Consider the following 23,505-nt stretch of genomic DNA (forward strand, 5'->3'; position numbering starts at 1 on the left):
AACCTGGCTCTATGACGCCAGCGAGTAGCGGAGCGGAGCGCGCATGACGTACGACCTGTCGCCCACGTCGTCGAAGCCGAAGCCGCCTGCGCCGTGGAAGGTCGGCGGCGTCACCATCGTCAGCTTCGTCGCGTTGCTGTGGCTCATCGAGGGCTGGGACGCGCTGCACAACCAGGAGCTGAATCAGGACGGCATCCGGCCGCTGGAGACCGACGGGCTCTGGGGCATCTTGTGGGCGCCGCTGCTGCACGCCGACTGGGCGCACCTGATCGCGAACACCGGCCCGGCCCTGGTGCTCGGGTTCCTGGTGACGCTCGCGGGCATGGGCCGCTTCCTCGGCGCGACGCTGATCATCTGGATTCTCGGTGGCTTCGGCACCTGGCTGATCGGCAACATCGGTGCGCCGCGTGGTGTGGAGTCCGTCCACATCGGGGCGTCCGGGCTGATTTTCGGATGGCTGACGTTCCTCATCGTGTTCGGGTTCTTCACTCGGCACGCGTGGCAGATCGTCGTCGGCATCATCGTGTTGTTCGTGTACGGAGGTGTGCTGTGGGGCGCGCTGCCGGGGACGTTCGGCGTGTCGTGGCAGGGCCATCTGTGCGGTGGCATCGCGGGCGTGTTCGCCGCGTATTTGCTGAGCAGTCCGGAAAGGGAAGCGCGCGAACGGCGTAAGGGTTCAGCTCTGCCGTCGATTCCGACGTAATTTGCTGAATTTCGAATTCGCCGCACGCGGTGTTGCCGGAAGCGTGACCGGTATCGCTTTCGGGACCAATCGAGAAACTGGCCGCCCAATGGTGCCGTCTTTTCGTCGCAGGACGTGTTGACGTGGCAAGCTAGGGGTGTGCGCCTCACCATTCTCGGTTGCTCCGGCAGCGTGGGTGGGCCGGATTCTCCGGCCTCGGGCTATCTGCTGACCGCTCCGGACACCACGCCGATGGTTATCGACTTCGGTGGGGGCGTACTCGGCGCACTGCAGCGTCATGCTGATCCGGGCGCCGTAAATATATTGCTGTCACATCTGCATGCCGACCATTGTCTGGACTTGCCGGGGCTGTTCGTCTGGCGTCGGTATCACCCGAATCCTCCGGTCGGCCGCGCCCTGATGTTCGGCCCGGCGGCCACCTGGCACCGGCTCGGTGCGGCGTCGTCGCCCGAGGGCGGCGAAATCGACGACATCACCGACATCTTCGACATTCAGGTCTGGGTCGACGGCCAGGACGTCGAGATCGGCTCGCTGACCGTGACGCCGCGACTGGTGTGTCACCCGACCGAGTCCTACGGCATGCGCTTCACCGATCCGTCCGGCGCGACGCTCGTCTACTCCGCCGACACTGGCTACTGCGACGCGTTGATCGACCTGGCCCGCGGCGCCGACGTGTTCCTGTGCGAGGCGTCGTGGACCGACTCGCCGGACCGTCCGCCGAAGCTGCACCTGTCCGGCACCGAGGCCGGGCGTGCGGCCCGCGAGGCCGGCGTCAAAGAGCTGCTGCTGACGCATATCCCGCCGTGGACGTCCCGCGAGGACGTCATCAGCGAGGCCAAGGCCGAGTTCGACGGACCCGTGCACGCCGTGGTGTGCAACGAGTCGTTCGACATCACCAGCCGGTAAGTCGCCGCCGCGCTGACGGTGGCCCGCTAGGGTTGTCGGGTGTCCAGACGAGAAGACGGTCGCCTTGACGACGAACTCCGCCCGGTAAAGATCACCCGAGGATTCACCAAGCACCCGGCAGGGTCGGTATTGGTGGAGTTCGGCGAGACGCGGGTCATGTGCACCGCTTCGGTATCCGAAGGTGTGCCGCGCTGGCGCAAGGGTTCCGGGCTGGGCTGGCTGACCGCCGAATACGCGATGCTGCCGGCCGCCACGCATGACCGCTCCGACCGCGAGTCGGTGAAGGGTCGCGTCGGCGGACGGACCCAGGAGATCAGCCGATTGATCGGCCGCTCGCTGCGCGCGTGCATCGACCTCAGCGCCCTCGGCGAGAACACCATCGCCATCGACTGCGACGTGCTGCAGGCCGACGGCGGTACCCGCACTGCAGCGATCACCGGCGCCTACGTGGCGCTGGCTGACGCCGTCACCTATCTGGCCGCCGCCGGACGACTGAAGGATCCGCGCCCGCTGTCGTGTGCCATCGCAGCCGTGTCGGTCGGCGTGGTCGACGGCCGGGTCCGCACGGACCTGCCCTACACGGAGGACTCGCGCGCCGAGGTCGACATGAACGTCGTCGCCACCGACACCGGAACCCTGGTCGAGGTGCAGGGCACCGGCGAAGGTGCGACGTTCCCGCGGTCGACGCTGGACAAGCTTCTCGATGCCGCGCTGGCGGCGTGCGACCAGTTGTTCGCGCTGCAGCGTGAGGCGCTGGAGTTGCCGTACCCGGGTGTGCTGCCGGAGTCGACAGCGCCGGCCAAGAAGGCGTTTGGTGCCTGAGCTCCTCGTCGCTTCGCGCAACGCGAAGAAGCTTGTGGAGTTGCGGCGGGTGTTGGATGCCGCCGGCATCACGGGTCTGACCTTGTTGTCGTTGGACGATGTGCCGGCGTTCCCCGAGGCACCCGAAACCGGCGCGACGTTTGAAGAGAACGCGTTGGCCAAAGCTCGTGATGGCTTCGAGGCCACCGGAATCCCTTGTGTCGCAGACGATTCCGGGGTGTCGGTCGACGCGCTGAACGGCATGCCCGGGGTGCTGTCGGCCCGGTGGGCCGGCCGGCACGGGGATGACGCGGCGAACCTGACGCTGTTGTTGGGTCAGCTCGCGGACGTGCCGGACGGGCGGCGTGGTGCCGCCTTCGTATCGTGCTGCGCGCTGGTGTCGTCGTCGGGTTCTGTGGTGGTGCGGGGCGAGTGGCCGGGCACCATCGCGCGGGAGCCGCGGGGTTCGGGTGGTTTCGGTTATGACCCGATCTTTGTGCCTGCCGGCGGTTCGGTGTCGGCGGCGGAGCTGACGCCGGCGGAGAAGGATGCGGCGTCACACCGCGGACGGGCGCTGGCGCAGTTGGTGCCCGCGCTGCGGGAGTTGGCTGCGGGTTAGTTTCCTCTCACCGCACCTCGGCGAAGCTGTCGTCAGGTGCGGTCGCGACCTGTGCTGATCGTGCGCGATACATCCGGACCAGTTCACGGATCGCCACGAACAGGCAGAAGACGGCGTATGTCGCAGACAGTGCCTTGGCATTGAGGACCATGGCCAGCACTGCGCCCGCGATTGCGCCCGGCAGCGCGCCGAGGTTGAGAGTCAGACTCAGCCGGGGTGACGCGGTGCCCTGGCGGGCGTGCACGATCCATCCGACGATCGAGTTCGGAACGAACATCAGCAGCGACGTTCCGATCGCTGTATGCAGGTCGCAGCCGAACAACAACATCAGGGTGGGCACCGCGAGCAGCCCGCCGCCCAGACCGACGGCTGCCGCCCACGCGCCGATCAGCAACCCGCAGGCCAGCGAGACCGGCGCGATGTAGAACCAGCTTTGGATGACGGCGGTGGAAAACACCGCGCCGCCTTGCAACATGTGGACGCCGGCGATGTCCAGGGCGAGCTTGAGTGCCGACAACAAGAGCACCGCGACGAACAGCCAGCGCAGGGTGGCGTGGGAGACCTTCATGAGCAGCTTGGCGCCGAACAGGCCGCCGATCGTCCCGCCGACCAGCATGCCGGCGCCGGCGTGCCAGTCGATGTGGCCACCGACCAGCGCGAAGGTCAGTGCGCCGACCGCGACAACGGCGGTGTTGGCCGCGGCAGCCGTCCCGTGCAGGGTTGTGCGGGGCAGGGCGGTCAGGTGCTCCAGGGCTGGGACGTAGAAGACGCCGCTGCCGCCGCCGAACAGGCCGCCGATCACTCCGCCGATGGTTCCGACGCCGAGTTCGGCGGGTAGACCGCCGCGCGTGACGGCAGCTTTCGGCGCGGCAGGGTGTTCGGCGTGTTCAGCGGGCATGCGGATTCTCCTTCGGATTAGCTCGACGACTATCGCACTTGTCTGAGGAGTAGACAAATGAGTTTCGATGAGCCGGGCCGAAGGGTGTCGGCTGTCAACTACGGTGCTACGGGGCGACGAGGTATCCGTCGATGAAGTCGTGCAGCGCAGGTGCGAGGTGCGCGACGCCGGAGTCGTTGAGCTTCGCCAGCAGGATGATGCCCTGATACTGCGCGAGCAGTGCGTGCGCGAGCTGCTGCGGATCGGTGCCGGGGCGCAGCGCTCCTGCCGCTGCGGCCTCGGTGGCGATGACCGCCATGTGGTGTTCCATCGTCTTCAGGGTGCGGGCCAGGTGCTCGCGCAGATCGTCGTCGGTGGTGGACAGCTCCGCGGCGAAGTTGCCGAAGGGGCAGCCGACGGCACGGCCGAATTGGGCTTCGAGCGCGGACTGAATAGCGCCGATGGCGTCCGGGATGGCATGTAGCTTGTCGGCGGGCGACGCGGTGGGGGAGCCGGTCAGCTGGCGCTGAAATGCCTTGGCGTGTAAGTCGATAACGGCTTTGGCGAGCTCTGATTTCGACGGAAAGTAGTGATAGAAGCTGCCCTTTTTGATGTCGGTCGCGCGGCAGAGTTCGTCGACGCCGACGGCTTGGTAGCTGCGTTCGAGGAACAGCCGTGCGGCGGTGGCGACCAGGCGGTCGCGGGCGTCGGAACTGCGGGGCACCTGAGAATCGTAGTTACTAGTTGACCGGTCGGTCAAGAAGTGGCAAGTTGGCGACATGACTACCGCTGAGGTCTTCCGTACGCCCGATGACCGCTTCGCGAATCTGCCTGGCTACGACTTCGCCCCCAACTACGTCGACGTCGACGGGTTGCGTCTGCACTATCTCGACGAGGGGCCGCGCGACGGCAAGCCCATCGTCTGTTTCCACGGCGAGCCGACGTGGGCTTACCTGTACCGCAAGATGATTGGTCCGTTCGTCGAGGCCGGCCATCGGGTGATCGTGCCCGACTACGCGGGCTTCGGTCGTTCGGACAAGCCCACCGATCGCCGGTGGTACAGCTACGACCGGCACGTCGAGTTGGTGACGCAGGTGCTGGGCGGGTTGGGGCTGCAGGACGCCACCGTCGTCGTGCAGGACTGGGGCGGGCCGATCGGCTTGCGCTGGGCCGTAGAGAACGCGGATCAGGTTGGCGCACTGGCGATTTTCAACACCGGTCTGTTCACGGGCCGGGTGTCCAAGGGCTTCATGGCGTGGCGTGCGTTCGCGGAGGCCAACCCGGACCTGCCCGTCGGCTTCGTGATTCAGGGCGCGACGACGACCGACCTGTCACCAGAGGTTGTCGCTGCCTACGACGCGCCGTTCCCGACGGTGGAATCGAAGGCCGGCGCCGCGCAGTTCCCGCTATTGGTGCCGATCACGGAGGACGCCCCGGGCGCAACGGAGATGAAGGCCGTCACCGACGCGCTGTCGCGGTGGGAGAAGCCGGCGCTGGTCGCGTTCTCCGACCAGGACCCGGTGTTCCCGTATCCGCGCGCGGGCGAGGCGTTCGTCGACCTGCTTCCGACGGTCGACGAGCAAGTGCGGATCGAAGGGGCATCGCACTTCCTGCAGGAGGACCGGGGCGAGCAGCTGGCAGTCGAGGTGCTCAAGTACCTGGGTTGAGGTGTGACTAGCGCGACCGTAACGCCAGTGCGGGTCTCGGTCTTGATTTCCGCCTTGGCGTTACGCTCGCGGCCGCCGTGGCTCGTTTATCCACAGGGCTACGCCGACAGGCCTTGGTCAGCGGCCGACGAGTGGGCACACTGCCAGCATGGGGGAGCCGTTCATCGGCAGTGAGGCGTTGGCGGCCGGGACGCTGACGCGTCATCAATTGCGAACGAATTTCGTTGCCGTGCACCAGGACGTGTACCTGCCTCGGGGTACGCGGCCGAACGCGATCCTTCGCGCGAAAGCGGCATGGCTGCGTTCCCGACGCACGGGGGTGCTCGCAGGTTTCTCGGCAGCCGCGCTCCACGGGGCTCGGTTCATCGATTCGGCGTTGCCGGCCAACATCATTCACAGTAATCGTCGGCCCGCGCGTGGCATTGTGGTGTGGGCGGACACTTTGGATGGTGACGAGGTGTGCACGATCGGCGAGATGCGACTGACCACTCCATTACGCACGGCCGTCGATCTGGCCCGCAGATGCCGAGAAGACGTAGCGGTCGCCGCCATCGACGCGCTGGCACACGCGGCGCGCTTGACCGTCGCAGACATGCAGGCCGCGATCGAACGCCATCCTGGGCAGCGGGGACTGAAACAAGCCAGGGTGACGATTGGGCTGGTCGATCCCGGCGCCGATTCGCCAGGTGAGACGCGGTTGCGGCTGTTGATCGTGAAAGCGGGCTTCCCTCGGCCAGTCAGCCAGCACCCCATCTACAACGAATTCGGCGTGCTGATCGGCGTGGTTGATCTCGCGTGGCCGGGCCTGAAGGTCGCGGTCGAGTACGAGGGGCGGCACCACATGGACCCCGACCAGGTTCGCAAGGACATTGCGCGGATCGAAGAGATGATCGAGATGGGTTGGCTTGTCATTCGAGTTACCTCGCGCGATCCCAGCGGCGTCGTGCTGCGCAGGATCGCGTCTGCGAGGGCATCGCGTGGTGCGGCCGATGACGTGACGGTCCGACTCTCGCGAGACCTGACAGACGCGGTATGGCCGGCTGGACTGCAGGCGTCGTGACGGTCGGTTCGGTGGGCCCGCGACCGTAACGCCAGGGCGGCCATCGGGCTCGATTTCCGCCCTGTGGTTACAAGTCGCGGCACGTCTCACGCCTCAGAGGTCGAAGCGCTTCTTCACGTCTTCGGTGCGGAAGTGCTCGACGATGATGCCGACGAGCGGGACGGTGCCGGCGAACAGGACGCCGATGGTCTGGCCGAGCGGCCAGCGGACCTTGACCGCCAGGTTGAACGTGCAGAGCAGGTAGGCGAAGTAGACCCAGCCGTGGACGATGCCGATCCAGTTCAGGCTGGCGTCGTTGAAGATGTAATGCGCGACCAGCTCGTAGCAGAGGGCGATGAGCCAGAGACCGGTCGCCCAGGCCATCACGCGGTAGGCGGTCAGCGCCTTGCGGATGGTGTCTTTCGACAGGGTGGTCGGCTGCGACTCGGTCATGTGGTGGTCCTGTCCTGTTTGTCGTTCTCGGCCAGTTCGGCCAGGTAGGCGTTGTATTCGTTGAGGGTGGGGTCCGCGGTGTCTTTGGCGGCCTTCGGGCGCTCGGGCAGCAGGCCCTCGGGGATTTCGGTGGGCTCGTTCTTGGGCTGCTGCTCGGGTGGTGCTTCCTCGTAGCGGACGAACTTGTAGTAGCCGTAGAAGCAGAAGGCGCCGAACATCGGCCACTGCAGGGCGTAGCCCAGGTTCTGGAAGGTGCCGGCGCTCGACTGGAAGCGCGACCACTGCCACCAGGCCAGGGCCATGCAGCCCAGGGCAGCGACGGTCACCAGCACGATGAGCGCTGGCCTCCTACGCCGTGTAGTGGACATATGGCAACGGTACCGCGCGGGACTTCGGGTTTGCGATTCGTGCCTGCTAGGACGCGGGACGTTCGATGCACGGCCATGGCACAGGGCGCGACTTGGGGCCGATGAATTCGTCGAGGCGAGCGGTGTCTGCCTTGCGGTAGATAGAGACAGTTCGTTGTGTGGAGCGTCGCCATCTAATCGCCAGCCGGTCCAGCGCGCGGGTGAATAGATCGAGGATATCCACGGACACATTGGTGAAGTGATAGCGGACGCTCATGACGCCACGATCGTTGGCGACGACGCGGCAGCCGTCACTGTGGATCAGGCCGAGGACGAATTCTTCGGTGGCTTGGCTGACCAGGTCCTGCTGCCACAGTTCGAGTGCAATGAGGCGATCGTGCTTCTTGCCGGGCCCGTGCTGCGGGAAAAGGCAAGGCCAATGCTTCGAGTGCATCGAGACATCAACGCACCCCACTCGTCCGACGATTCCTGCCTGTTGTCCGGGCATTACCGCTGCCATGGCTTCGCGGCAGCGTTGCACGATGGCGGGGTATTTCCTGTCGAGCGTGATTCGGAGCCGCCAGATCTTGCGCGCGCGTGAGATGTTGCCGTCGCCGAGATACAGACCGAGCAGGTACGCGTAGGGCCCGGCTGGCAGGAGGCCGAAATTGTGCAGAACCCCGCAGGGCGACGAACGATCCAGCTTCACAAGCTTCGTCGGTGGGCGTCGCCGCCAACCGCGGATAGTCGTCCGGGGGATGCCGGTCTCGCGTGCGATGGCACAGTCATTCTTGCCCGTCGCGATGAGGGTTTGAACATGATCGAACTCGTCGAGGTTGCGCATCTGCCCTCCATCAAGCGTTGGGTTCAACGTACGACGAAGGTCCGACAAGTTCTGGCTGTGCTGTACCGCTATCCTCATAGGGTCGCGGGCGTGGCGAAATTGGCGATACGCGCGGGCTTTAGGTGCCCGTGTTCGAAAGAGCGTGTGGGTTCGAGTCCCACCGCCCGCACTCCTTCTGCGTTAGTGCGCGCTTTTCAGCCGCACCATGCGCGTCGTCGAGCTTTCGTCCAACTCGACGACGTCGGTGCGCGAGCGCAAGAAGTCACTGAAAGACTTGAATCCCAAAGCCTTTTCGCTGAACGACGGGTCCATGCGCTTCATCTGCGCCTTGACCGCCGAGTTGTGCAGCCAGTCGACGTCGTCCTTCTCCAGCCCGATATGTAGTGCGCGAGTCAGCAGGGCGGTGGCGGCAACCTGGGGGTCGTGCTCGGTCTTGGTGCTGCGGCGGGCGCGCTTGGCCGGTTCAGGAGAAGGCTCGCGGACGGGTACACCGGGTAGGGCGTCGTAGGTGACGAACTCGTCGCAGGCCGCGGCGAGCGCGCGGCTCGAGGAGCCGGCCACGCCGATGCCTACCACGTACCGGCCGAGCCGCTTGCAGCGCTGGGCCAGCGGAATGTAGTCGGAGTCGCCCGCGGCGATCACCACGTGGGTGAGGTCGGGCAGCCGGAACATGTCTTCGACGGCGTCGACGGCGAGCCGGATGTCGGCGCCGTTCTTGCCGTAGGCGGCCGCCGGGAACAGCTGAACGAGGTCGACGGCCCGACCGACGAGCTGCTGCTGGTAGCCCGCGTTGACGACGGCCGACCAGTCGGCGTACGCCCGGGTGAGCACCAGCGTCCCGAATGATGAGGCGAAGTCGAGCACCGCGCCGACGTCGACGGTGGCCTGGGTCAGTTTGTCGGGTTCGAGTCCCTTGGCCTTGTCCTTCTGAAACGAATTGCGACCGTGGACCTGGTCGTAGCGAGAAATGACTATGTTGTCGAAGTCGAGGTACACCGCGACTCGGGTGGCGGTGGTATCCGTCATGGTCCCAGTCTGGTCTATCGGCGGAGCCTTGTGGCACGAAACCTCACAGGCGCATCGTTCGTGGGCTGGTTAACCTGTCGGAATGCTCACGGAACTGGCGGACCTCCCCGGCGGGTCGTACCGCATGGGTTCACAGGACTTCTACCCCGAGGAAGCGCCGGTGCACGAGGTGACCGTCGCGCCGTTCTCCATCGAACGGCACCCGGTCACCATCGGCCAGTTCGCCGAATTCGTCGCGGACACCGGGTATGTCACCGTCGCTGAGCAGGAGCTGGACCCGGCCGCCTTCCCTGGCGTTCCCGCTGATGAGCTCGTCCCCGGGGCGTTGGTGTTCCACCCCACGGCGGGCCCGGTCGATCTGCGTAATTGGCGGCAATGGTGGGCGTGGGTGCCCGGGGCAAGTTGGCAGCATCCGTTCGGGCCGGAGTCGTCGATCGCCGACCGCCTCGATCATCCGGTGGTGCAGGTCGCCTACCCGGACGCCGCAGCGTACGCGGCCTGGGCGGGCCGGCGGCTGCCCACCGAAGAGCAGTGGGAGTACGCCGCGCGCGCGGGTGCGACCACGGCCTACGCCTGGGGTGACGAAGTGCGGCCGGACGGCCAGCTGATGGCCAACACGTGGCAGGGCCAATTCCCGTACCGCAACACAGGCGCAAGAGGCTGGGTCGGCACGTCGCCGGTTGGCACGTTCCCGCCCAACGATTTTGGGTTGGTCGACATGATCGGCAATGTGTGGGAATGGACCACGACCCGGTACACGCCACGGCACAGCGCCGCTCCTGAAGTGTCCGGCTGCTGTCCGCCGCCCGGCGGTGACCCGTCGGTGATGCAGACCCTCAAAGGCGGCTCGCACCTGTGCGCGCCCGAGTACTGCCACCGTTACCGGCCCGCGGCGCGGTCGTCGCAGTCGCAGGACAGCGCGACGTCGCACATCGGCTTCCGCTGCATCGCCGACTGAGGTGGCGAAAGCGGCGCCCAAACGCCGCCGCATAGTGCCTGGCCTAGGGCTTTACCTGAGATCGGGTGGCGTAACACTGCACGTATCGCCACCCGTGGTCATCGGTGGCACAGTGAGGTCATGACCCGCCGACCGCACATCCCGCCGAAGGACTTTCCCCGTCCTGCGGCCCGGGAGTATGCGGGCACCCGCGCCGACGCGGCCCGCTGGGCGCGTGATGTGTTGCGTGGCCAGATCCTCGACGGCGTGTACGGGGGCCTGGCCGCAGCGCGCCCGATGCTGCCGCCGGAGAACGAACTGGCCGCCGAATTGGGCGTGAGTCGCAACGCAATTCGTGAGGCCTTGGAGCTGCTGCGCGGTGAGGGGCTGATCACCCGGGTGCAGGGCGCCGGGACGTTCGTCACGGGCGCGAAGCTCAGCCAGCGGATCGACCGATTGGAAGGACTCGCCGAATCGCTTGCCGGGCATCAACTTCCGGTGGAGAACACCGTGATGTCGGCGCGTGAGTCGGTCGCCTCGCCGTTCGTCGCGGCGAAACTCCAAGTGCCCGAGGGTGCGCCGATTCTCTTCATCGAGCGCCTGCGGTCGGTCGGCGGGGTACCACTGTCTCTGGACACCACGTCGTTGCGGATCGGGGCCATCCCCGTCGACGCCAATTTGGCCGACCAGGACGTCTTCGCGCTGATCGAGACCGAGCTCGGGATGCGCCTGGGGTGGGCCGAGATCACCGTGGAATCGGTCTCGGCCGACGCCGACACCGCCAAGCTCCTGCAAATCCGTCCTGGCGCACCGCTTCTGCTGCTGCACCGGCTGACCCACCTCGAAGACGGCACACCCTTCGACCTCGAGACCGTGCGGTACCGCGGCGACCGCTGTTCGTTGATCACCACCGCCGCAAGAGATTCCGCGCCGCCGCCACCGTAGTCGGCACCTCTGCAATCAATCACCCGAACCCCTTACCGATTAACGCAATCGATAGAGAGGTAGTACAGCCATGCCCGAACAACCCAACATCGTCTATTTTCACGTCGACAATCTCGGCATGGGGGAGCTCGGCTGCTACGGCGGCGGCATCCTGCGCGGCGCCGATACGGTCCGGATGGACGCCTTCGCCGCGGAATCGCTGAAGCTGTCGCACTTCGTCGTCGAACCGCAGTGCACGCCAACGCGATCGGCGTTGATGACGGGCCGGTACCCGATCCGGTCCGGCAACCACACCATCGCGCTCGGCGGCAATGGCGGCGGCATCGTTGCGTGGGAACGCACCATGGGCGACATCCTGTCCGAAGCCGGCTATGCCACCGCGTGTTTCGGCAAGTGGCACATCGGCGCCGAGGACGGCCGCTGGCCGACCGATCACGGCTTCGACGAGTGGTACGGCCCGGCCCGCACCTACGACGAGTGCCTATGGCCCGACGACCCCTGGTACAAAGCCGAACGCGACGGCTACTCCTACATGTACGACGGTACCAAGGAAGGTGGCGTCAAGACCACCGACCAGCAGCTCACGGTCAAGCTCAAGGGTGAGGTGGACGGCGAATATGACCGTCGGGCAAAGGCTTTCATGAAGCGCAGTGTCGACGCTGGAAAGCCCTTCTACCTGTACCACAACCACTCGCTGATGCACTTCCCGATGGAGGTCCGTCCCGAGTTCAAGGGCAAGAGCACCAACGGCAACTGGGGCGACTCACTGCTGATGCTCGACCACGACTTCGGCAGCATCCTGGACTACCTGGCCGAGCTGGGCATCGAGGACAACACCATCGTGATCATGGCCGGTGACAACGGCGCCGAGGACCATCTGGCCGGCCGCGGTACCGCGGGCTTCTTCGACGGCTCCTACTTCAGCTCGGCCGAGGGTGGCATCCGGACACCGTGCCTCATCCGCTGGCCCGGACACGTGCCGGTGCGCGAGAGCAACGAGATGGTGCACGTCACCGACATGTTCCCGACCCTGCTGCGCTGGGTGGGCTGTGACGTGCCCGACGACCGCATCATCGACGGCATCGACCAACGCGAATTCTTCGGCGGTGCAGAGGAATCCAAGCGCGACGGCTGCATGGTCTGGCTCAATGAAGAGCTGCACGCGGTGAAGTGGTCGCAGTTCAAGATCAACTTCAAACGGCAGCAGCACTTCCACGACCCCGAGATCCCGCTGGGCTTCGCCCGCATCACCAACCTCCTCGAGGACCCGAAGGAACGCGAGGCCGTCAACCAGACCTGGGTGCGGTGGTGGGTGATGCAACACGCCTACCGGTTCATCCAGGAATTCGAGGCCAGCGTCGAGACCGAACAACTCATCCCGGCCGGGGCGCCCATCGATTTCGTCCGCGCACGCAACCAATAGCACCAGCGCAGCACGGCCCCCGCACGTCGGGGGCCGTGCTCGACTGTCGAAGGAGTGCAGCTGTGTCCAGCTATGGCGCCCAATCGATCACGATCCTCGAAGGGCTCGACGTCGTCCGGAAGCGTCCGGGTATGTACATCGGGTCGACCAGCGAGCGCGGCCTGCACCACATGGTGTGGGAGGTGGTCGACAACGGCGTGGATGAGGCCATGGCCGGCCACGCGAGCCGTGTCGATGTCACGCTGCTCGCCGACGGCGGCGTCGAGGTCAGCGACGACGGCCGCGGTATCCCGGTCGCCATGCACGCCACCGGTATTCCCACCGTCGACGTCGTGATGACCCAACTGCATGCCGGCGGCAAGTTCGACGGCGACTCCTACCAGGTGTCCGGTGGCCTGCACGGCGTCGGCGTCTCGGTGGTGAACGCGTTGTCGACGCGGCTCGAGGTGTGTATCCACCGGGACGGGTACGAATGGTCCCAGCACTACGACCGCTCGGTGCCCGGCACCCTGCAGCAGGGCACGCCGTCGACCCGCACCGGCACCACGGTCCGATTCTGGTCGGACCCAGAGATATTCGAGACCACCGAGTACAGCGCCGAGACCATAGCGCGCCGCCTGCAGGAGATGGCATTCCTCAACAAGGGGCTGGTGCTGTCGCTGACCGACCGGCGCCGCGATGACGCCGACACCCGCGTCTTCCACCACCCCGGCGGGCTGATCGACTACGTCCAGCACCTCAACCGCGCGAAAGAGCCCATCCAGCCGAGCATCATCGCTTTCGACGGCGCGGGGGCCGGCTGCGAAGTCGAGGTCGCGATGCAGTGGAACGCGGGCTATTCGGAGTCGGTGCATACTTTCGCGAACACCATCAACACGCATGAGGGTGGTACCCACGAAGAAGGTTTCCGCGCGGCGCTGACCTCAGTGGTGAACAGGTACGCCAAAGACAAGAAGCTGCTGAAAGACAAAGACCCGAACCTCACCGGTGACGACATCCGGGAGGGACTGGCCGCCATCATCTCCGTCAAGGTCGCCGAACCGCAGTTCGAGGGGCAGACCAAGACCAAGCTCGGGAACGCCGCGGTCCGCTCGTTTGTGCAGAAGGTCTGCCATGAGGAGCTGACCCACTGGTTCGAGGCGAATCCAGCGGAGGCGAAGGTCATCGTCACCAAGGTGGCGTCGTCGGCGCAGGCCCGCGTCGCCGCGCGGAAGGCGCGGGAGCTGGTGCGGCGCAAGAGCGCGACCGACATCGGGGGGCTGCCCGGCAAGCTGGCCGACTGCCGCTCGACGGATCCGAGCAAGTCGGAACTGTATGTGGTGGAGGGCGATTCGGCCGGTGGTTCGGCCAAGAGTGGCCGGGACTCGATGTTCCAGGCGATTCTGCCGCTGCGCGGCAAGATCATCAACGTCGAGAAGGCGCGTATCGATCGCGTGCTGAAGAACAACGAGGTTCAGGCCATCATCACGGCCCTGGGCACCGGTATTCACGACGAGTTCGACATCTCCAAGCTGCGGTATCACAAGATCGTGCTGATGGCCGACGCCGACGTCGACGGTCAGCACATCTCGACGCTGTTGCTCACCTTGTTGTTCCGGTTCATGCGACCACTCATCGAGCATGGCCACGTGTTTCTGGCGCAGCCGCCGCTGTACAAGCTGAAATGGCAACGCGGTGAACCGGAATTCGCGTATTCCGACCGGCACCGTGATGCGCTCCTGGACGCGGGGCTCACAGCGGGGAAGAAGATCAACAAGGATGACGGTATCCAGCGCTACAAGGGCCTGGGTGAGATGGACGCCAAGGAGCTGTGGGAGACCACCATGGATCCGTCCATCCGGGTGCTGCGCCAGGTGACACTCGACGACGCCGCGGCCGCCGACGAACTGTTCTCGATCCTGATGGGCGAGGACGTCGAGGCGCGCCGGAGCTTTATCGTGCTTAACGCCAAGGACATTCGGTTCCTCGACGTGTGACGCCTCAGCCGAGTGGCATGAGATACATCAGCACCAGCACACCCTCGGCGATGACCGCGAGTCCAACAGCCGGCAGGTACCGCATACCGGAGTAGTGCCCTTGGGCCAGCTGTCGACGCCGGCTCACCCCGATCCGGCACACCACGGCGGCGAGCACCGCGACGGCGGCCACAAGGACGCTCCGTGTCGCGTTGTGGCCGACGCGGAAGGTATCGACGTTGCGCAGCAACACCAGAACACCCGAGGTGGCGATCGCCAGCCCCGTGCGATTCCACGCCAGCGCCGTGCGTTCGGACTGCAGGCCGCGATCCGGGGCCAGTGTCATCGCACCGTGGCGCTGATCGCCAGGACGATGGTGATCAGTCCGATCAGCGCCAGACCGGTGGTCAGGAACGTGGGGGCGGAGGCCGGCGGCAGGGGCTCGTCGTTGCGGATGGCCCGGTCCACCTGGGTCCAGCGCCGCAGTCCCGCGACCGCCGTCAGCACCGCCATGGCGCCGACGCCGACGCCCAGCACGTGCCGTAGGCCCGGTATCGCCAGCTCCGGCATGAACTGGACGACGGCCACCGCGGCGGCCATCAGCCCGAGCGATGTGCGTTGCCAGGCCAGGAACGTACGCTCATTGGCGAGGGTGAACCGGTAGTCGGGCTCGATCGGGGTACGCGTGGACGTCACGCTCGAAATGTCCATGGCTACAAGACTTTCCGATAACTCTGTGTCATGCCAGGGCGTCCGTGGTGGCGTAACAAGGTGTTAATTCACGGTATCGGCGGCGCGGCGCAATCGGCGCGAATGGGTACCTGACCTGCGGTTTCGGCCCTCGTAGATGGCGTAACTACCGCGCAACCTCAGATGACAGCGAGGTAACAGAAGCGGTTGACCCTTGTTGACATGGACAAGCAACAGCGAACTGGCAGCCCTCGGCAGGCCCGCTCGGTTGCTCTGCTGACCGCACTCACGGTTGGTGGGGCCCAACTGCTGACGGGGTGCGGCCTGCTGTCGGAACCGACCGTCGTCGTCAACGTCGGATACCAATCCAAGACCATCAACACCGTCAACGCCGGCACGCTGCTGCGCGATCGCGGCGACTTCGAGAACCAGCTCAAGCAATTGGGCGCGGCGACCAACACGAAATACCGCGTGGTGTGGCAGGACTTCGCGTCCGGTGCGCCGCTGACGGCGCAGATGATCGCCACACATGTCGACATCGGATCGATGGGCGACTACCCGCTGCTCACCAACGGCTCCAAGACGCGCAAATACGATGACGCGGCAACGGAATTGGTCGCGACCACCGGTTACAACCTACGTGGTTCGCTCAATCAGGTCGTGGTGCGGTCGGACTCGTCGGCGCGCACGCTCGCCGACCTGAGCGGTAAGAAGGTGTCCACCAGCCTCGGCTCGGCCGGCGACGGCATGCTGTCCACCGCGGTGAAAACTGTTGGCATCAAAAAGGACTCGCTGCACATCGTCAACCAGGATCCGTCGGTCGGAGCGTCGTCAATCGACGGCGGACAGGTCGACGCCCTCGCGCAGTTCGTGCCGTGGCCACAACTGGTGATCTACCGCAACCAGGGACGTCTGCTCTACGACGGCGGCGACAACAATGTGCCCACCTTCCACGGTGTCGTCGCGCGGCGGCAGTTCGTCGACGGCCATCCCGAGGTGATGGCGGCGTTCCTGCGGGCCATGAAGAGCACCACCGACGAGATCGTCGCCCATCCGCTCGAGGCCGCTCTGCGGGTCAGTGCGCTGACCGGGATCGAACCCGAAGTGATCTATCTCTACAACGGTCCCAACGGCTTCGTGAGCTTCGACATGACGCTCAAGGACCCGGTGCTCGCGGCGTTCAAGGCGATCAAGGCCTACCTGGTCGGACGCGGCGCGGTGACAAAAGATTTCGACGTTCCCAAGTTCGTCAACGACGGATACCTGCGGCAGCTGTTCGGACCCGACTACGCGCAGCGGCAGGCCAGTGTCGCCAATCCGATGACGCTCACCGGATTCGACGAGGTCTGTGAACTGCCGGTCAACGATGCGGCACAGGCCTCCGAAGTGTGGACGTCCGGAACCGCCACCGCGGTCTCCGCAACCCCGAGCTGCCTGCTGCGCCGACTGGCCGCGACACCGCACGTCCGGGCCGCCTATGTACCCGACACGTTGACCGGACTGCGGATCTTGGCCGATCACGCTGTCTGGCTTGAGGATCCGGCCGTGCCGCCGACTCAGCGGTACAAGCCCTTCGCCACTGCCGCCGGCGCCGATACCTACCGGACCAATCACCCACAAGCAGTCTCCGTCGGCTACGCCGCTGCCATCGGGCAGTCCCGCACCGCCGGCTGATCACACCATCAGGAGAGAAAGGAAACGCATGACCGAGCTCATGACCAGACCCACGTTGGCCGTCCCTCGACTGTGGTCACCGGCAAACCGGTCCGGAAAGCCTGTGCGACACAGGATGGCCGACCTGCTGTCGACGTCCGCCGCACGGCGGGTCCCGGCACTGCTGCTGCCGCTCATTCCGATCGCCGTCTTCCTGACGCTGTGGCATCTGCTGACCGCCCACAACGTCGTCGCCTGGTTGCGCTTCAACCGGATGCCGGCACCGGAGGCGGTGTTCCACACGCTGATGGCGCGGGCCAGCTCAAGCGGCTTCTACGACGACCTACTGGCCAGCCTGCAGCGCATCCTGCTGGGCTTCGGTCTGGCGGCGGTGATCGGCATCGGATTAGGTGTGTTGATCGGCCGCTCGGAGATCGCCCGAATGACGTTGCGGCCGTTCATCGAACTGATCCGGCCTATCCCGGCGATCGCGCTGGTGCCGCTCACCATCCTGCTGTTCCCATCCAGCGAGCAGGGGATCGTGTTCATCACGTTCTTCGCCGCGTTCTTCCCGGTGGTGGTCAGCACCATCCACGCCATGGACTCGATGCCGAAGGTGTGGGAGGAAGCCGCGCGAACCATGGGCGCCGGCCGAATGTCGTTGTTGCTCCACGTGATCATCCCGGGCGCGCTACCGGGAATCTTCGCCGGGCTCTCGGTCGCGATGGGCGTGGCGTGGATCTGCGTGGTCAGCGCCGAGATGATCTCGGGCCAGTACGGCATCGGGTACTACACGTGGCAGGCCTACGGGCTGCTCGACTACGCCGGCGTGGTGGTCGGCATGATCTCCATCGGTGCACTGGGACTCGGCACCGCGTGGCTGGTGGAGCGGGTCGGACGGCGGGTCAACCGCTGGCTGCCGAGGGCCGCCCGATGACCGCCGGCGCTGTCGACCTGCAGCAGCTGCAATTGGGTTTCAACGGTGTCGTCGCGGCCAACATCAGCCTGGCCATCGAGGGCGGTGAAGTGGTCGTCTTCCTCGGGCCGTCTGGCTGCGGCAAGTCGACCATCCTGCGGGCACTGGCCGGGCTGCTCAAGCCCATGGGTGGCACCGCCACAGTGGATGGTGCACCCGTCACCGGCAATGCGGCCCAGTGCGCCATGGTGTTTCAGGAGGACGCGCTGTTCCCGTGGCGCAGTGCGCTCAAGAACGTCGAGTTCCCGCTCAAGCTCCGTGGCGTGCGTGGCAAGGAGCTCAAGGAGACGGCGACGGCACGGCTCGAGCAGGTCGGACTCGGTGCCTACCTCGATCACCTGCCGAGCCAGCTCTCGGGCGGCATGCGCCAGCGGGTGCAGCTGGCCCGCACTCTGGCGTGCAAGCCGCGGGTGATGTTGATGGACGAGCCGTTCGGCGCCCTGGATGCACAGACGCGCCTGGAGATGCAGCAGCTGCTGATGTCGGTGTGGGAGCAACACAAGATGACGCTGCTGTTCGTCACCCACGACGTCGACGAGGCGCTGCTGCTGGCTGACCGGGTTGTGCTGCTCAGCCACCGGCCCGCCACCGTCGCCGACGTCATCACCATCGAGCAACCCCGCACCCCCGAGGCGCAATTCGAGGAGTCCTACCAGCGGCGCCGTCGCGACATCCTGGACTTCCTCGGCCACCGCCCGGCCGCCTGACCAAACTGGCTTCCCGCCAAGGAGTTTCGATGAGCATCACCCTGCCCGGGTTCCGTGCGCCCACATCCCGTCCAGACCGGCCTTCCCTGCGCTCACCCGCGGTGCTCCGCACCGAGGTGCTGGCCGGCCTGGTCGTCGGGCTGGCGCTGATCCCGGAGGCCATCGCCTTCTCCGTCATCGCGGGCGTCGACCCCCGCGTTGGGCTGTTCTCGTCGGTGACCATGGCGATCACCATCGCGTTCGCCGGGGGACGCCCGGCCATGGTGTCGGCCGCGACGGCGGCAGTGGCACTGGTCGTCGCGCCGGTGGCTCACGAACACGGCGTCGGGTATCTGGTGGCCACCATCGCGTTGGCCGGGGTGATCCAGATGCTGCTGGCGTTTCTCGGGGTGGCCAAGCTGATGCGGTTCATTCCGCGCAGCGTGATGGTCGGCTTCGTCAACGCACTCGCGATCCTGGTGTTCGTCGCCCAGCTTCGGCACCTGATCGACGTGCCGTGGCTGGTATATCCGCTCACCGCAGCGGGCATCGCGCTGATGGTGCTGCTGCCCAAGTTGACCACCGCGGTGCCACCGCCGCTGGTCGTCGTGCTGGTGCTGACCGTGGCGGCCGTGGCCTTCGGGTGGCACGTACCGAACGTGGGAGATCAAGGGGCCCTGCCGGATTCGCTGCCGCTGCCCGGTATACCGCACGTGCCGGTCACTCTGCAGACACTGCAGATCATCGCGCCGTACGCGGTGGGGGCAGCACTGGTCGGGCTACTGGAATCGTTGATGACGGCCAAGCTCGTCGACGACATCACCGACACGCCGTCGAACAAGACCCGGGAGGCGTGCGGGCAGGGCGTCGCCAACATGGTGACGGCGCTGTTCGGCGGCATGGGTGGGTGCGCCGTCGTGGGCCAGACGATGATGAACGTCAAGATCGCCGGCGCCCGGACCCGGCTGTCGACACTGCTGACCGGCGTGTTCGTCCTGATCCTGGTGCTGGCCCTCGGGGACCTGGTCGGCCGGATCCCGATGGCGGCACTGGTCGCGGTGATGATCGTGGTCTCGGTCGCCACCTTCGACTGGCACAGCGTGGCGCCGCGGACGCTGAAAGTGTTGCCGCGCAGCGAAACTCTCGTCATGGTGATCACCGTCTGCGCCACGGTCGCCACCGGGAACCTGGCGGTCGGCGTCGCGCTCGGGGTGCTGGCCGCGATGGTGGCGTTCGCCCGCCGGGTCGCGCATTTCACGTCGGTTTCCTTGGTGGAACCGGGGATGTACCGGGTGAGCGGCGACCTGTTCTTCGTCTCGAGCAATGACCTGATTCATCAGTTCGACTACGCGGGTGATCCCGCCGACGTCGTCGTGGACCTGTCGGGCACCGCGGTGTGGGACGCCTCGTCGGTGGCGACGCTCGATGCCATCCGGGTGAAGTACGCGTCGCGAGGAAAGACGGTGCGGTTCGTGGGGCTTGATGATGCGAGCGCGGACCGGCTGAACCGGTTGTCGGGGCGCCTCGGGATTTAGCGGCGGCGGGTTGCGACGTTGCTCCATGATGGAGGCGTGAACGTGAACTGGCGAGGTGTCCTCGGTGTCGTGGTCGGGCTGCTCATCGGACTGCTCATGGGCGGACCGATCGCGGGCCAGGCGCACGCCGCCGCTGCCGCGCCTGCCGGCGATGTCATCTCCATCGGTGACCCCAACGCGCTCGGCCAGATCGATCTCTACCTGGATCCCATCTGTCCCTTCAGCGGCAAGCTGATCCGGTCCGACGGCGACGAACTGGGGCGGCGCATCGACAACGGCGCGCTGCGGGTGAACGTGCGATTCGTGAACTTCCTCGAAAAGTATTCGGCCAGTGGCACATACGACCAGCGCGCGATCTACGCGGCCTTCGTGGCGGCCGGCGAGTCGAAGTCGAGTGACGTCGCATGGCGCTTCATCCAGCAGATTTTCGCGAAGGAGCACCAGCCGCGTGAGGGCGGCGACACCGACCTGAGCAACGATCAATTGGCCGAGTTGGCGGGCCGTGCGGGGGCGCCGCAGTCGGCGCAGGACCTGATCCGGCTCGGCCTGCCCGTCGGCTACGACTCTCGCGTCATCGCCGCCAACAACCTCAAACTCCTGCACGAGTTCCCGGAGCCGGGGGTGCCGCTGGTGGTCATCGATGGGCAGGTCATCAACGACGAGGAGTGGCTGAGCCGGCTTCCGGCCTGACCCGTAGCGGACGGCCCCGACTCACTCGGAGCGCTCGTCTGGGGCAGGGGTCGTCCTGGCTTCCTATGTCGAGCGTGGCGCTTGGCGTGGTCGGTCGCGGCGTGGCACCTCGGCAGGCGACACGTTCGGCGTAGAGCCTGCCGGTCCGACCAGGTCGCTATGGCGTCGGTTCTTGTCCCCTGATCGGGGGACAGGAGTTTCACCCGGCGGAGGGGCCGGTCGGCGGATACAGGTCGACAGCTGTGCGCGGCATTCTTAGTTCAACACCGGAACACACCGGAAAGAACTTGAAAAGCCCACTCGCACAAAGGAGTCGACATGAACATCACCCGCCGCATCGCCGCCGGTTTCGCCCTCGCCGCCGCGCCCGCCGTCATCTTCCTGGGCGCCGCCACCGCGCACGCCGACGTCACGACCGCGAGCAGCCCCGTCGGCACGCACCACGCGTTCCCGCACCAGCAGAACGCCCCGCAGCCGGGCAGCCCGGTGCATCACCACCACCAGCACAACCACCGCTGAGACTTTCCGTCACCGCTGAGGCCGCCCCTGTCATTGCGACGGGGCGGCCTTACGCACTGGGGCTGACCGCCCTGCCGAGGAACGCGAGCAGCTTGGTGGTGCGCGAACAGCCCGCCGGCGCGGGTTGCTCCGGACCGAACGCACCCGGGCGCCGGAGCATCTGTTCCGGCACCGAGTGGACCAGACCCTCGGCCAGGTTGAGCAGGTCGTCGGGCAGCTCGATGGGCTCGCCGAGGGACTGGCGCAGGTCCCACGTGTGCAGGGCCAGATCCGCAATCGGGAACAGTAGCGCCCGGCGCAGCGGAACTTCGCCCTGCGGAGACTTGCGCGGCGCATCCAGATCTGCGTTAGGCAGAGCGTCGCGAAGACGAATGCCCAACGCGCTCAATTGATCTGCCGGGTTGTCGTACATCCAGTCCGACGGTTCGGAAGGCCCGTCCCACAGCTCGCCGTCCTCGGCGAGCACGATGATTCGGGTAGCACTGCCGGTCGCGTGCGCAACCAGTTCGCGCAGCGTCCAGTCCTGCAGGATCGACGGATCGTCCCAGCGGTCGGCGGGGACGTCACGGACGGCAGCGGTGAGCAGGTCGAGGGCCTCGACAGCCAACCCGCCAAGCTCGGGAGTCGTGTCTTCGCTCATAAGGCTCACCGTACGAGCAGACACCGACATCGGTCGACGGATCGGGCCAGCCGGTTCGCTAATTGGCCTGTTCAGGCCCCGTCCCCGTACCCTTCCACGGTGACCGCGATCGATCCTGACCAGCTCAGCACCTGCCTGAAGGTGCTGTCTGAGGTGAGCGCGCTGCCGCCCGAGCATCCTGACGCCATTGCTGTCCGCCAGGCCACCGCGAAGATGTTCAAGGAGCTGAAGAAGGAGCGCCGGGCCGCCGCGCGCGATCGGATTGCGGCCGCTGACCGCGCTGTCATCGCCGCGACCGCCACGGGCGCGCCCGGTCGGATCGATGACGAGACGCAGGGCCTGCCGCTGGTGTCCACCGCGGTCGGGGCCACCGCGGGCACGCTGCTGCGCTCACAGCACTGCTACATCTGCAAGAACCACTTCACGGTGGTTGACGCCTTCTACCACCAGCTGTGTCCCGACTGCGCCGCCTTCAACCGGGCCAAGCGCGACGCGCGCACTGACCTGACGGGTCGCACCGCGTTGCTCACTGGTGGCCGCGCCAAGATCGGCATGTACATCGCGCTGCGGCTGTTGCGCGACGGTGCGCACACCACGATCACCACCCGGTTCCCCAACGATGCCGTGCGCCGCTTCGCCGCGATGGAGGACAGCGCCGACTGGCTGCACCGGCTGCGGGTCGTGGGGATCGACCTGCGCGACCCGGCCCAGGTGGTCGCGTTGGCCGACGAGGTGGCCGCGCAGGGGCCGCTGGACATTCTGATCAACAATGCGGCGCAGACGGTGCGCCGCCCGCCAGGTTCGTACGCCGCGCTGGTGGAGGCCGAGCGCACCCCGCCGCCCGAGTTGGTGGACGTCATCACCTTCGACCATGTCAGCGACGCGCATCCGCACGCCCTGGCCGGCAGTCTGGGTGAGCACCCGGCCCCGCATGCCCTGACCGAGCTTGCGCTGCAAGCTCGTAGCGCGTCGCCGGAGCGGATTGCCGCCGGCCTCGCGATCGACGCGGGCGGGCTGCTGCCGGATACCGCGTCGATCAACAGCTGGACTCAACGGGTGCACGAGGTCGATGCGATGGAGCTCCTCGAGGTGCAGCTGTGCAACCAGACCGCGCCGTTCATCCTGGTGAGCCGACTGCGCCCGGCTATGGCTGCCTCGTCCGCGCGGCGCAAGTACGTGGTGAACGTGTCGGCGATGGAAGGCCAGTTCAGCCGCGGCTACAAGGGACCCGGCCATCCGCACACCAACATGGCCAAGGCCGCGCTGAACATGCTGACCCGCACGAGCGCGGGGGAGATGCTGGAGCAGGACGGCATCCTCATGACCGCCGTAGACACCGGCTGGATCACCGACGAACGACCACATCCGACCAAGCTGCGGCTGGCCGAGGAAGGCTTCCACGCACCGCTGGATCTCGTGGATGGTGCTGCGCGCGTGTATGACCCGATTGTGCGCGGGGAATTGGGCGAGGACCTCTACGGGTGCTTCTTGAAGGATTACGCGAAGAGTCCTTGGTAGGTCCGTGACGTTCGCGGGCCTCCAACTTGCCTACACGCGGTGACGTGAGCCCTTAC

At 66.3% G+C, this 23,505-nt stretch carries 26 protein-coding genes and 1 tRNA gene; 18 read left to right on the top strand and 9 right to left on the bottom strand.

Going from position 1 to position 23,505, the window contains the following annotated elements:
• Positions 1–43 precede the first annotated feature (43 nt).
• From ACZ5IQ_RS07260 to rdgB, 4 genes are all read left to right on the top strand, one after another.
• On the top strand, positions 44–703 hold the full coding sequence (locus ACZ5IQ_RS07260) for a rhomboid family intramembrane serine protease (protein ID WP_212812472.1): 660 nt from the start codon (positions 44–46) through the stop codon (positions 701–703).
• Positions 704–841: 138 nt separating this feature from the next.
• Complete coding sequence (locus ACZ5IQ_RS07265) at positions 842–1,609, top strand: cyclic nucleotide-degrading phosphodiesterase (RefSeq protein ID WP_318987109.1); 768 nt, start codon at positions 842–844, stop codon at positions 1,607–1,609.
• 39 nt (positions 1,610–1,648) lie between these two features.
• A complete protein-coding gene (rph, locus tag ACZ5IQ_RS07270; protein WP_029105438.1) occupies positions 1,649–2,431 on the top strand; it encodes a ribonuclease PH in 783 nt (260 codons plus the stop codon).
• Positions 2,421–3,029: an RdgB/HAM1 family non-canonical purine NTP pyrophosphatase gene (rdgB, locus tag ACZ5IQ_RS07275; protein WP_464481028.1), complete on the top strand. Its 609-nt coding sequence runs from the start codon at positions 2,421–2,423 to the stop codon at positions 3,027–3,029. Before rph ends, rdgB begins: the two co-directional genes overlap by 11 nt.
• A gap of 7 nt (positions 3,030–3,036) precedes the next feature.
• Here the strand turns inward: rdgB and ACZ5IQ_RS07280 are convergent, their stop codons facing one another.
• Entirely contained in the window at positions 3,037–3,927 is an 891-nt protein-coding gene (locus ACZ5IQ_RS07280; protein WP_464481029.1) for a sulfite exporter TauE/SafE family protein, read from the bottom strand.
• A gap of 106 nt (positions 3,928–4,033) precedes the next feature.
• On the bottom strand, positions 4,034–4,630 hold the full coding sequence (locus ACZ5IQ_RS07285) for a TetR/AcrR family transcriptional regulator (protein ID WP_464481030.1): 597 nt from the start codon (positions 4,628–4,630) through the stop codon (positions 4,034–4,036).
• A gap of 55 nt (positions 4,631–4,685) precedes the next feature.
• On the opposite strand from ACZ5IQ_RS07285, the gene ACZ5IQ_RS07290 reads away from it, so the two are divergent.
• Complete coding sequence (locus tag ACZ5IQ_RS07290) at positions 4,686–5,573, top strand: haloalkane dehalogenase (protein WP_212812467.1); 888 nt, start codon at positions 4,686–4,688, stop codon at positions 5,571–5,573.
• Between the two features lie 148 nt (positions 5,574–5,721).
• Positions 5,722–6,633: an endonuclease domain-containing protein gene (locus ACZ5IQ_RS07295; RefSeq protein ID WP_464481031.1), complete on the top strand. Its 912-nt coding sequence runs from the start codon at positions 5,722–5,724 to the stop codon at positions 6,631–6,633.
• Between the two features lie 93 nt (positions 6,634–6,726).
• Here ACZ5IQ_RS07295 and ACZ5IQ_RS07300 read toward each other — a convergent pair whose 3' ends face one another.
• Genes ACZ5IQ_RS07300 through ACZ5IQ_RS07310 form a run of 3 tightly spaced genes read right to left on the bottom strand, consistent with a single transcriptional unit; the run spans position 6,727 to position 8,256 of the window.
• Positions 6,727–7,065 carry a DUF3817 domain-containing protein gene (locus ACZ5IQ_RS07300; RefSeq protein ID WP_029119231.1) on the bottom strand — a complete coding sequence of 113 codons (339 nt, stop codon included), beginning with the start codon at positions 7,063–7,065 and terminating at the stop codon, positions 6,727–6,729.
• Positions 7,062–7,433 carry a hypothetical protein gene (locus tag ACZ5IQ_RS07305; protein WP_053854173.1) on the bottom strand — a complete coding sequence of 124 codons (372 nt, stop codon included), beginning with the start codon at positions 7,431–7,433 and terminating at the stop codon, positions 7,062–7,064. The genes ACZ5IQ_RS07300 and ACZ5IQ_RS07305 overlap by 4 nt, the downstream gene beginning before the upstream one ends.
• 46 nt (positions 7,434–7,479) lie before the next feature.
• Positions 7,480–8,256, bottom strand: coding sequence for a hypothetical protein (locus ACZ5IQ_RS07310; protein WP_464481032.1), 777 nt, complete (start codon positions 8,254–8,256; stop codon positions 7,480–7,482).
• Positions 8,257–8,340: 84 nt separating this feature from the next.
• Here ACZ5IQ_RS07310 and ACZ5IQ_RS07315 point away from each other — a divergent pair.
• Positions 8,341–8,425: transfer RNA gene (locus ACZ5IQ_RS07315), tRNA-Leu, on the top strand.
• An 11-nt stretch (positions 8,426–8,436) separates the two neighbouring features.
• Here the strand turns inward: ACZ5IQ_RS07315 and ACZ5IQ_RS07320 are convergent.
• The gene (locus tag ACZ5IQ_RS07320; RefSeq protein WP_464481033.1) at positions 8,437–9,282 is read right to left on the bottom strand and encodes an NYN domain-containing protein; all 846 of its coding nucleotides are present in this window, start codon (positions 9,280–9,282) and stop codon (positions 8,437–8,439) included.
• An 82-nt stretch (positions 9,283–9,364) separates the two neighbouring features.
• Between ACZ5IQ_RS07320 and ACZ5IQ_RS07325 the strand changes: the two genes are divergently transcribed.
• From ACZ5IQ_RS07325 to gyrB, 4 genes are all read left to right on the top strand, one after another.
• Complete coding sequence (locus tag ACZ5IQ_RS07325; RefSeq protein WP_318987116.1) at positions 9,365–10,240, top strand: formylglycine-generating enzyme family protein; 876 nt, start codon at positions 9,365–9,367, stop codon at positions 10,238–10,240.
• A 219-nt stretch (positions 10,241–10,459) separates the two neighbouring features.
• Positions 10,460–11,164, top strand: coding sequence for a GntR family transcriptional regulator (locus ACZ5IQ_RS07330; RefSeq protein WP_318987130.1), 705 nt, complete (start codon positions 10,460–10,462; stop codon positions 11,162–11,164).
• Between the two features lie 70 nt (positions 11,165–11,234).
• Positions 11,235–12,587: an arylsulfatase gene (locus ACZ5IQ_RS07335; protein ID WP_464481034.1), complete on the top strand. Its 1,353-nt coding sequence runs from the start codon at positions 11,235–11,237 to the stop codon at positions 12,585–12,587.
• Between the two features lie 62 nt (positions 12,588–12,649).
• Entirely contained in the window at positions 12,650–14,563 is a 1,914-nt protein-coding gene (gene gyrB / locus ACZ5IQ_RS07340) for a DNA topoisomerase (ATP-hydrolyzing) subunit B (protein ID WP_464481035.1), read from the top strand.
• 4 nt (positions 14,564–14,567) lie between these two features.
• On the opposite strand, the gene ACZ5IQ_RS07345 is transcribed toward gyrB, so the two are convergent.
• Together ACZ5IQ_RS07345 and ACZ5IQ_RS07350 are read right to left on the bottom strand one after the other, a co-directional pair.
• Positions 14,568–14,888 carry a DUF202 domain-containing protein gene (locus ACZ5IQ_RS07345; RefSeq protein ID WP_464481036.1) on the bottom strand — a complete coding sequence of 107 codons (321 nt, stop codon included), beginning with the start codon at positions 14,886–14,888 and terminating at the stop codon, positions 14,568–14,570.
• Positions 14,885–15,253: a YidH family protein gene (locus ACZ5IQ_RS07350; protein WP_464481037.1), complete on the bottom strand. Its 369-nt coding sequence runs from the start codon at positions 15,251–15,253 to the stop codon at positions 14,885–14,887. The genes ACZ5IQ_RS07345 and ACZ5IQ_RS07350 overlap by 4 nt, the downstream gene beginning before the upstream one ends.
• A 201-nt stretch (positions 15,254–15,454) precedes the next feature.
• Between ACZ5IQ_RS07350 and ACZ5IQ_RS07355 the strand changes: the two genes are divergently transcribed.
• The 6 genes from ACZ5IQ_RS07355 (at position 15,455) to ACZ5IQ_RS07380 (ending at position 21,291) form a co-directional block, all read left to right on the top strand.
• Entirely contained in the window at positions 15,455–16,906 is a 1,452-nt protein-coding gene (locus ACZ5IQ_RS07355; protein ID WP_464481038.1) for an ABC transporter substrate-binding protein, read from the top strand.
• Between the two features lie 115 nt (positions 16,907–17,021).
• The gene (locus ACZ5IQ_RS07360; RefSeq protein WP_464481039.1) at positions 17,022–17,822 is read left to right on the top strand and encodes an ABC transporter permease; all 801 of its coding nucleotides are present in this window, start codon (positions 17,022–17,024) and stop codon (positions 17,820–17,822) included.
• Complete coding sequence (locus ACZ5IQ_RS07365; RefSeq protein WP_464481040.1) at positions 17,819–18,568, top strand: ABC transporter ATP-binding protein; 750 nt, start codon at positions 17,819–17,821, stop codon at positions 18,566–18,568. Before ACZ5IQ_RS07360 ends, ACZ5IQ_RS07365 begins: the two co-directional genes overlap by 4 nt.
• Positions 18,569–18,597: 29 nt before the next feature.
• Positions 18,598–20,082 carry a SulP family inorganic anion transporter gene (locus ACZ5IQ_RS07370; RefSeq protein WP_464481041.1) on the top strand — a complete coding sequence of 495 codons (1,485 nt, stop codon included), beginning with the start codon at positions 18,598–18,600 and terminating at the stop codon, positions 20,080–20,082.
• Between the two features lie 96 nt (positions 20,083–20,178).
• Complete coding sequence (locus ACZ5IQ_RS07375) at positions 20,179–20,772, top strand: DsbA family protein (RefSeq protein WP_464481440.1); 594 nt, start codon at positions 20,179–20,181, stop codon at positions 20,770–20,772.
• Between the two features lie 318 nt (positions 20,773–21,090).
• Complete coding sequence (locus tag ACZ5IQ_RS07380; protein ID WP_061007255.1) at positions 21,091–21,291, top strand: hypothetical protein; 201 nt, start codon at positions 21,091–21,093, stop codon at positions 21,289–21,291.
• Between the two features lie 49 nt (positions 21,292–21,340).
• On the opposite strand, the gene ACZ5IQ_RS07385 is transcribed toward ACZ5IQ_RS07380, so the two are convergent.
• A complete protein-coding gene (locus ACZ5IQ_RS07385) occupies positions 21,341–21,931 on the bottom strand; it encodes a TIGR03086 family metal-binding protein (RefSeq protein WP_464481042.1) in 591 nt (196 codons plus the stop codon).
• A gap of 99 nt (positions 21,932–22,030) precedes the next feature.
• Here ACZ5IQ_RS07385 and ACZ5IQ_RS07390 point away from each other — a divergent pair, with 99 nt between their 5' ends.
• Positions 22,031–23,449, top strand: coding sequence for an SDR family NAD(P)-dependent oxidoreductase (locus ACZ5IQ_RS07390; protein ID WP_464481043.1), 1,419 nt, complete (start codon positions 22,031–22,033; stop codon positions 23,447–23,449).
• The last annotated feature ends 56 nt before the right edge of the window (positions 23,450–23,505 follow it).

The organism is Mycobacterium toneyamaense (assembly GCF_055384815.1).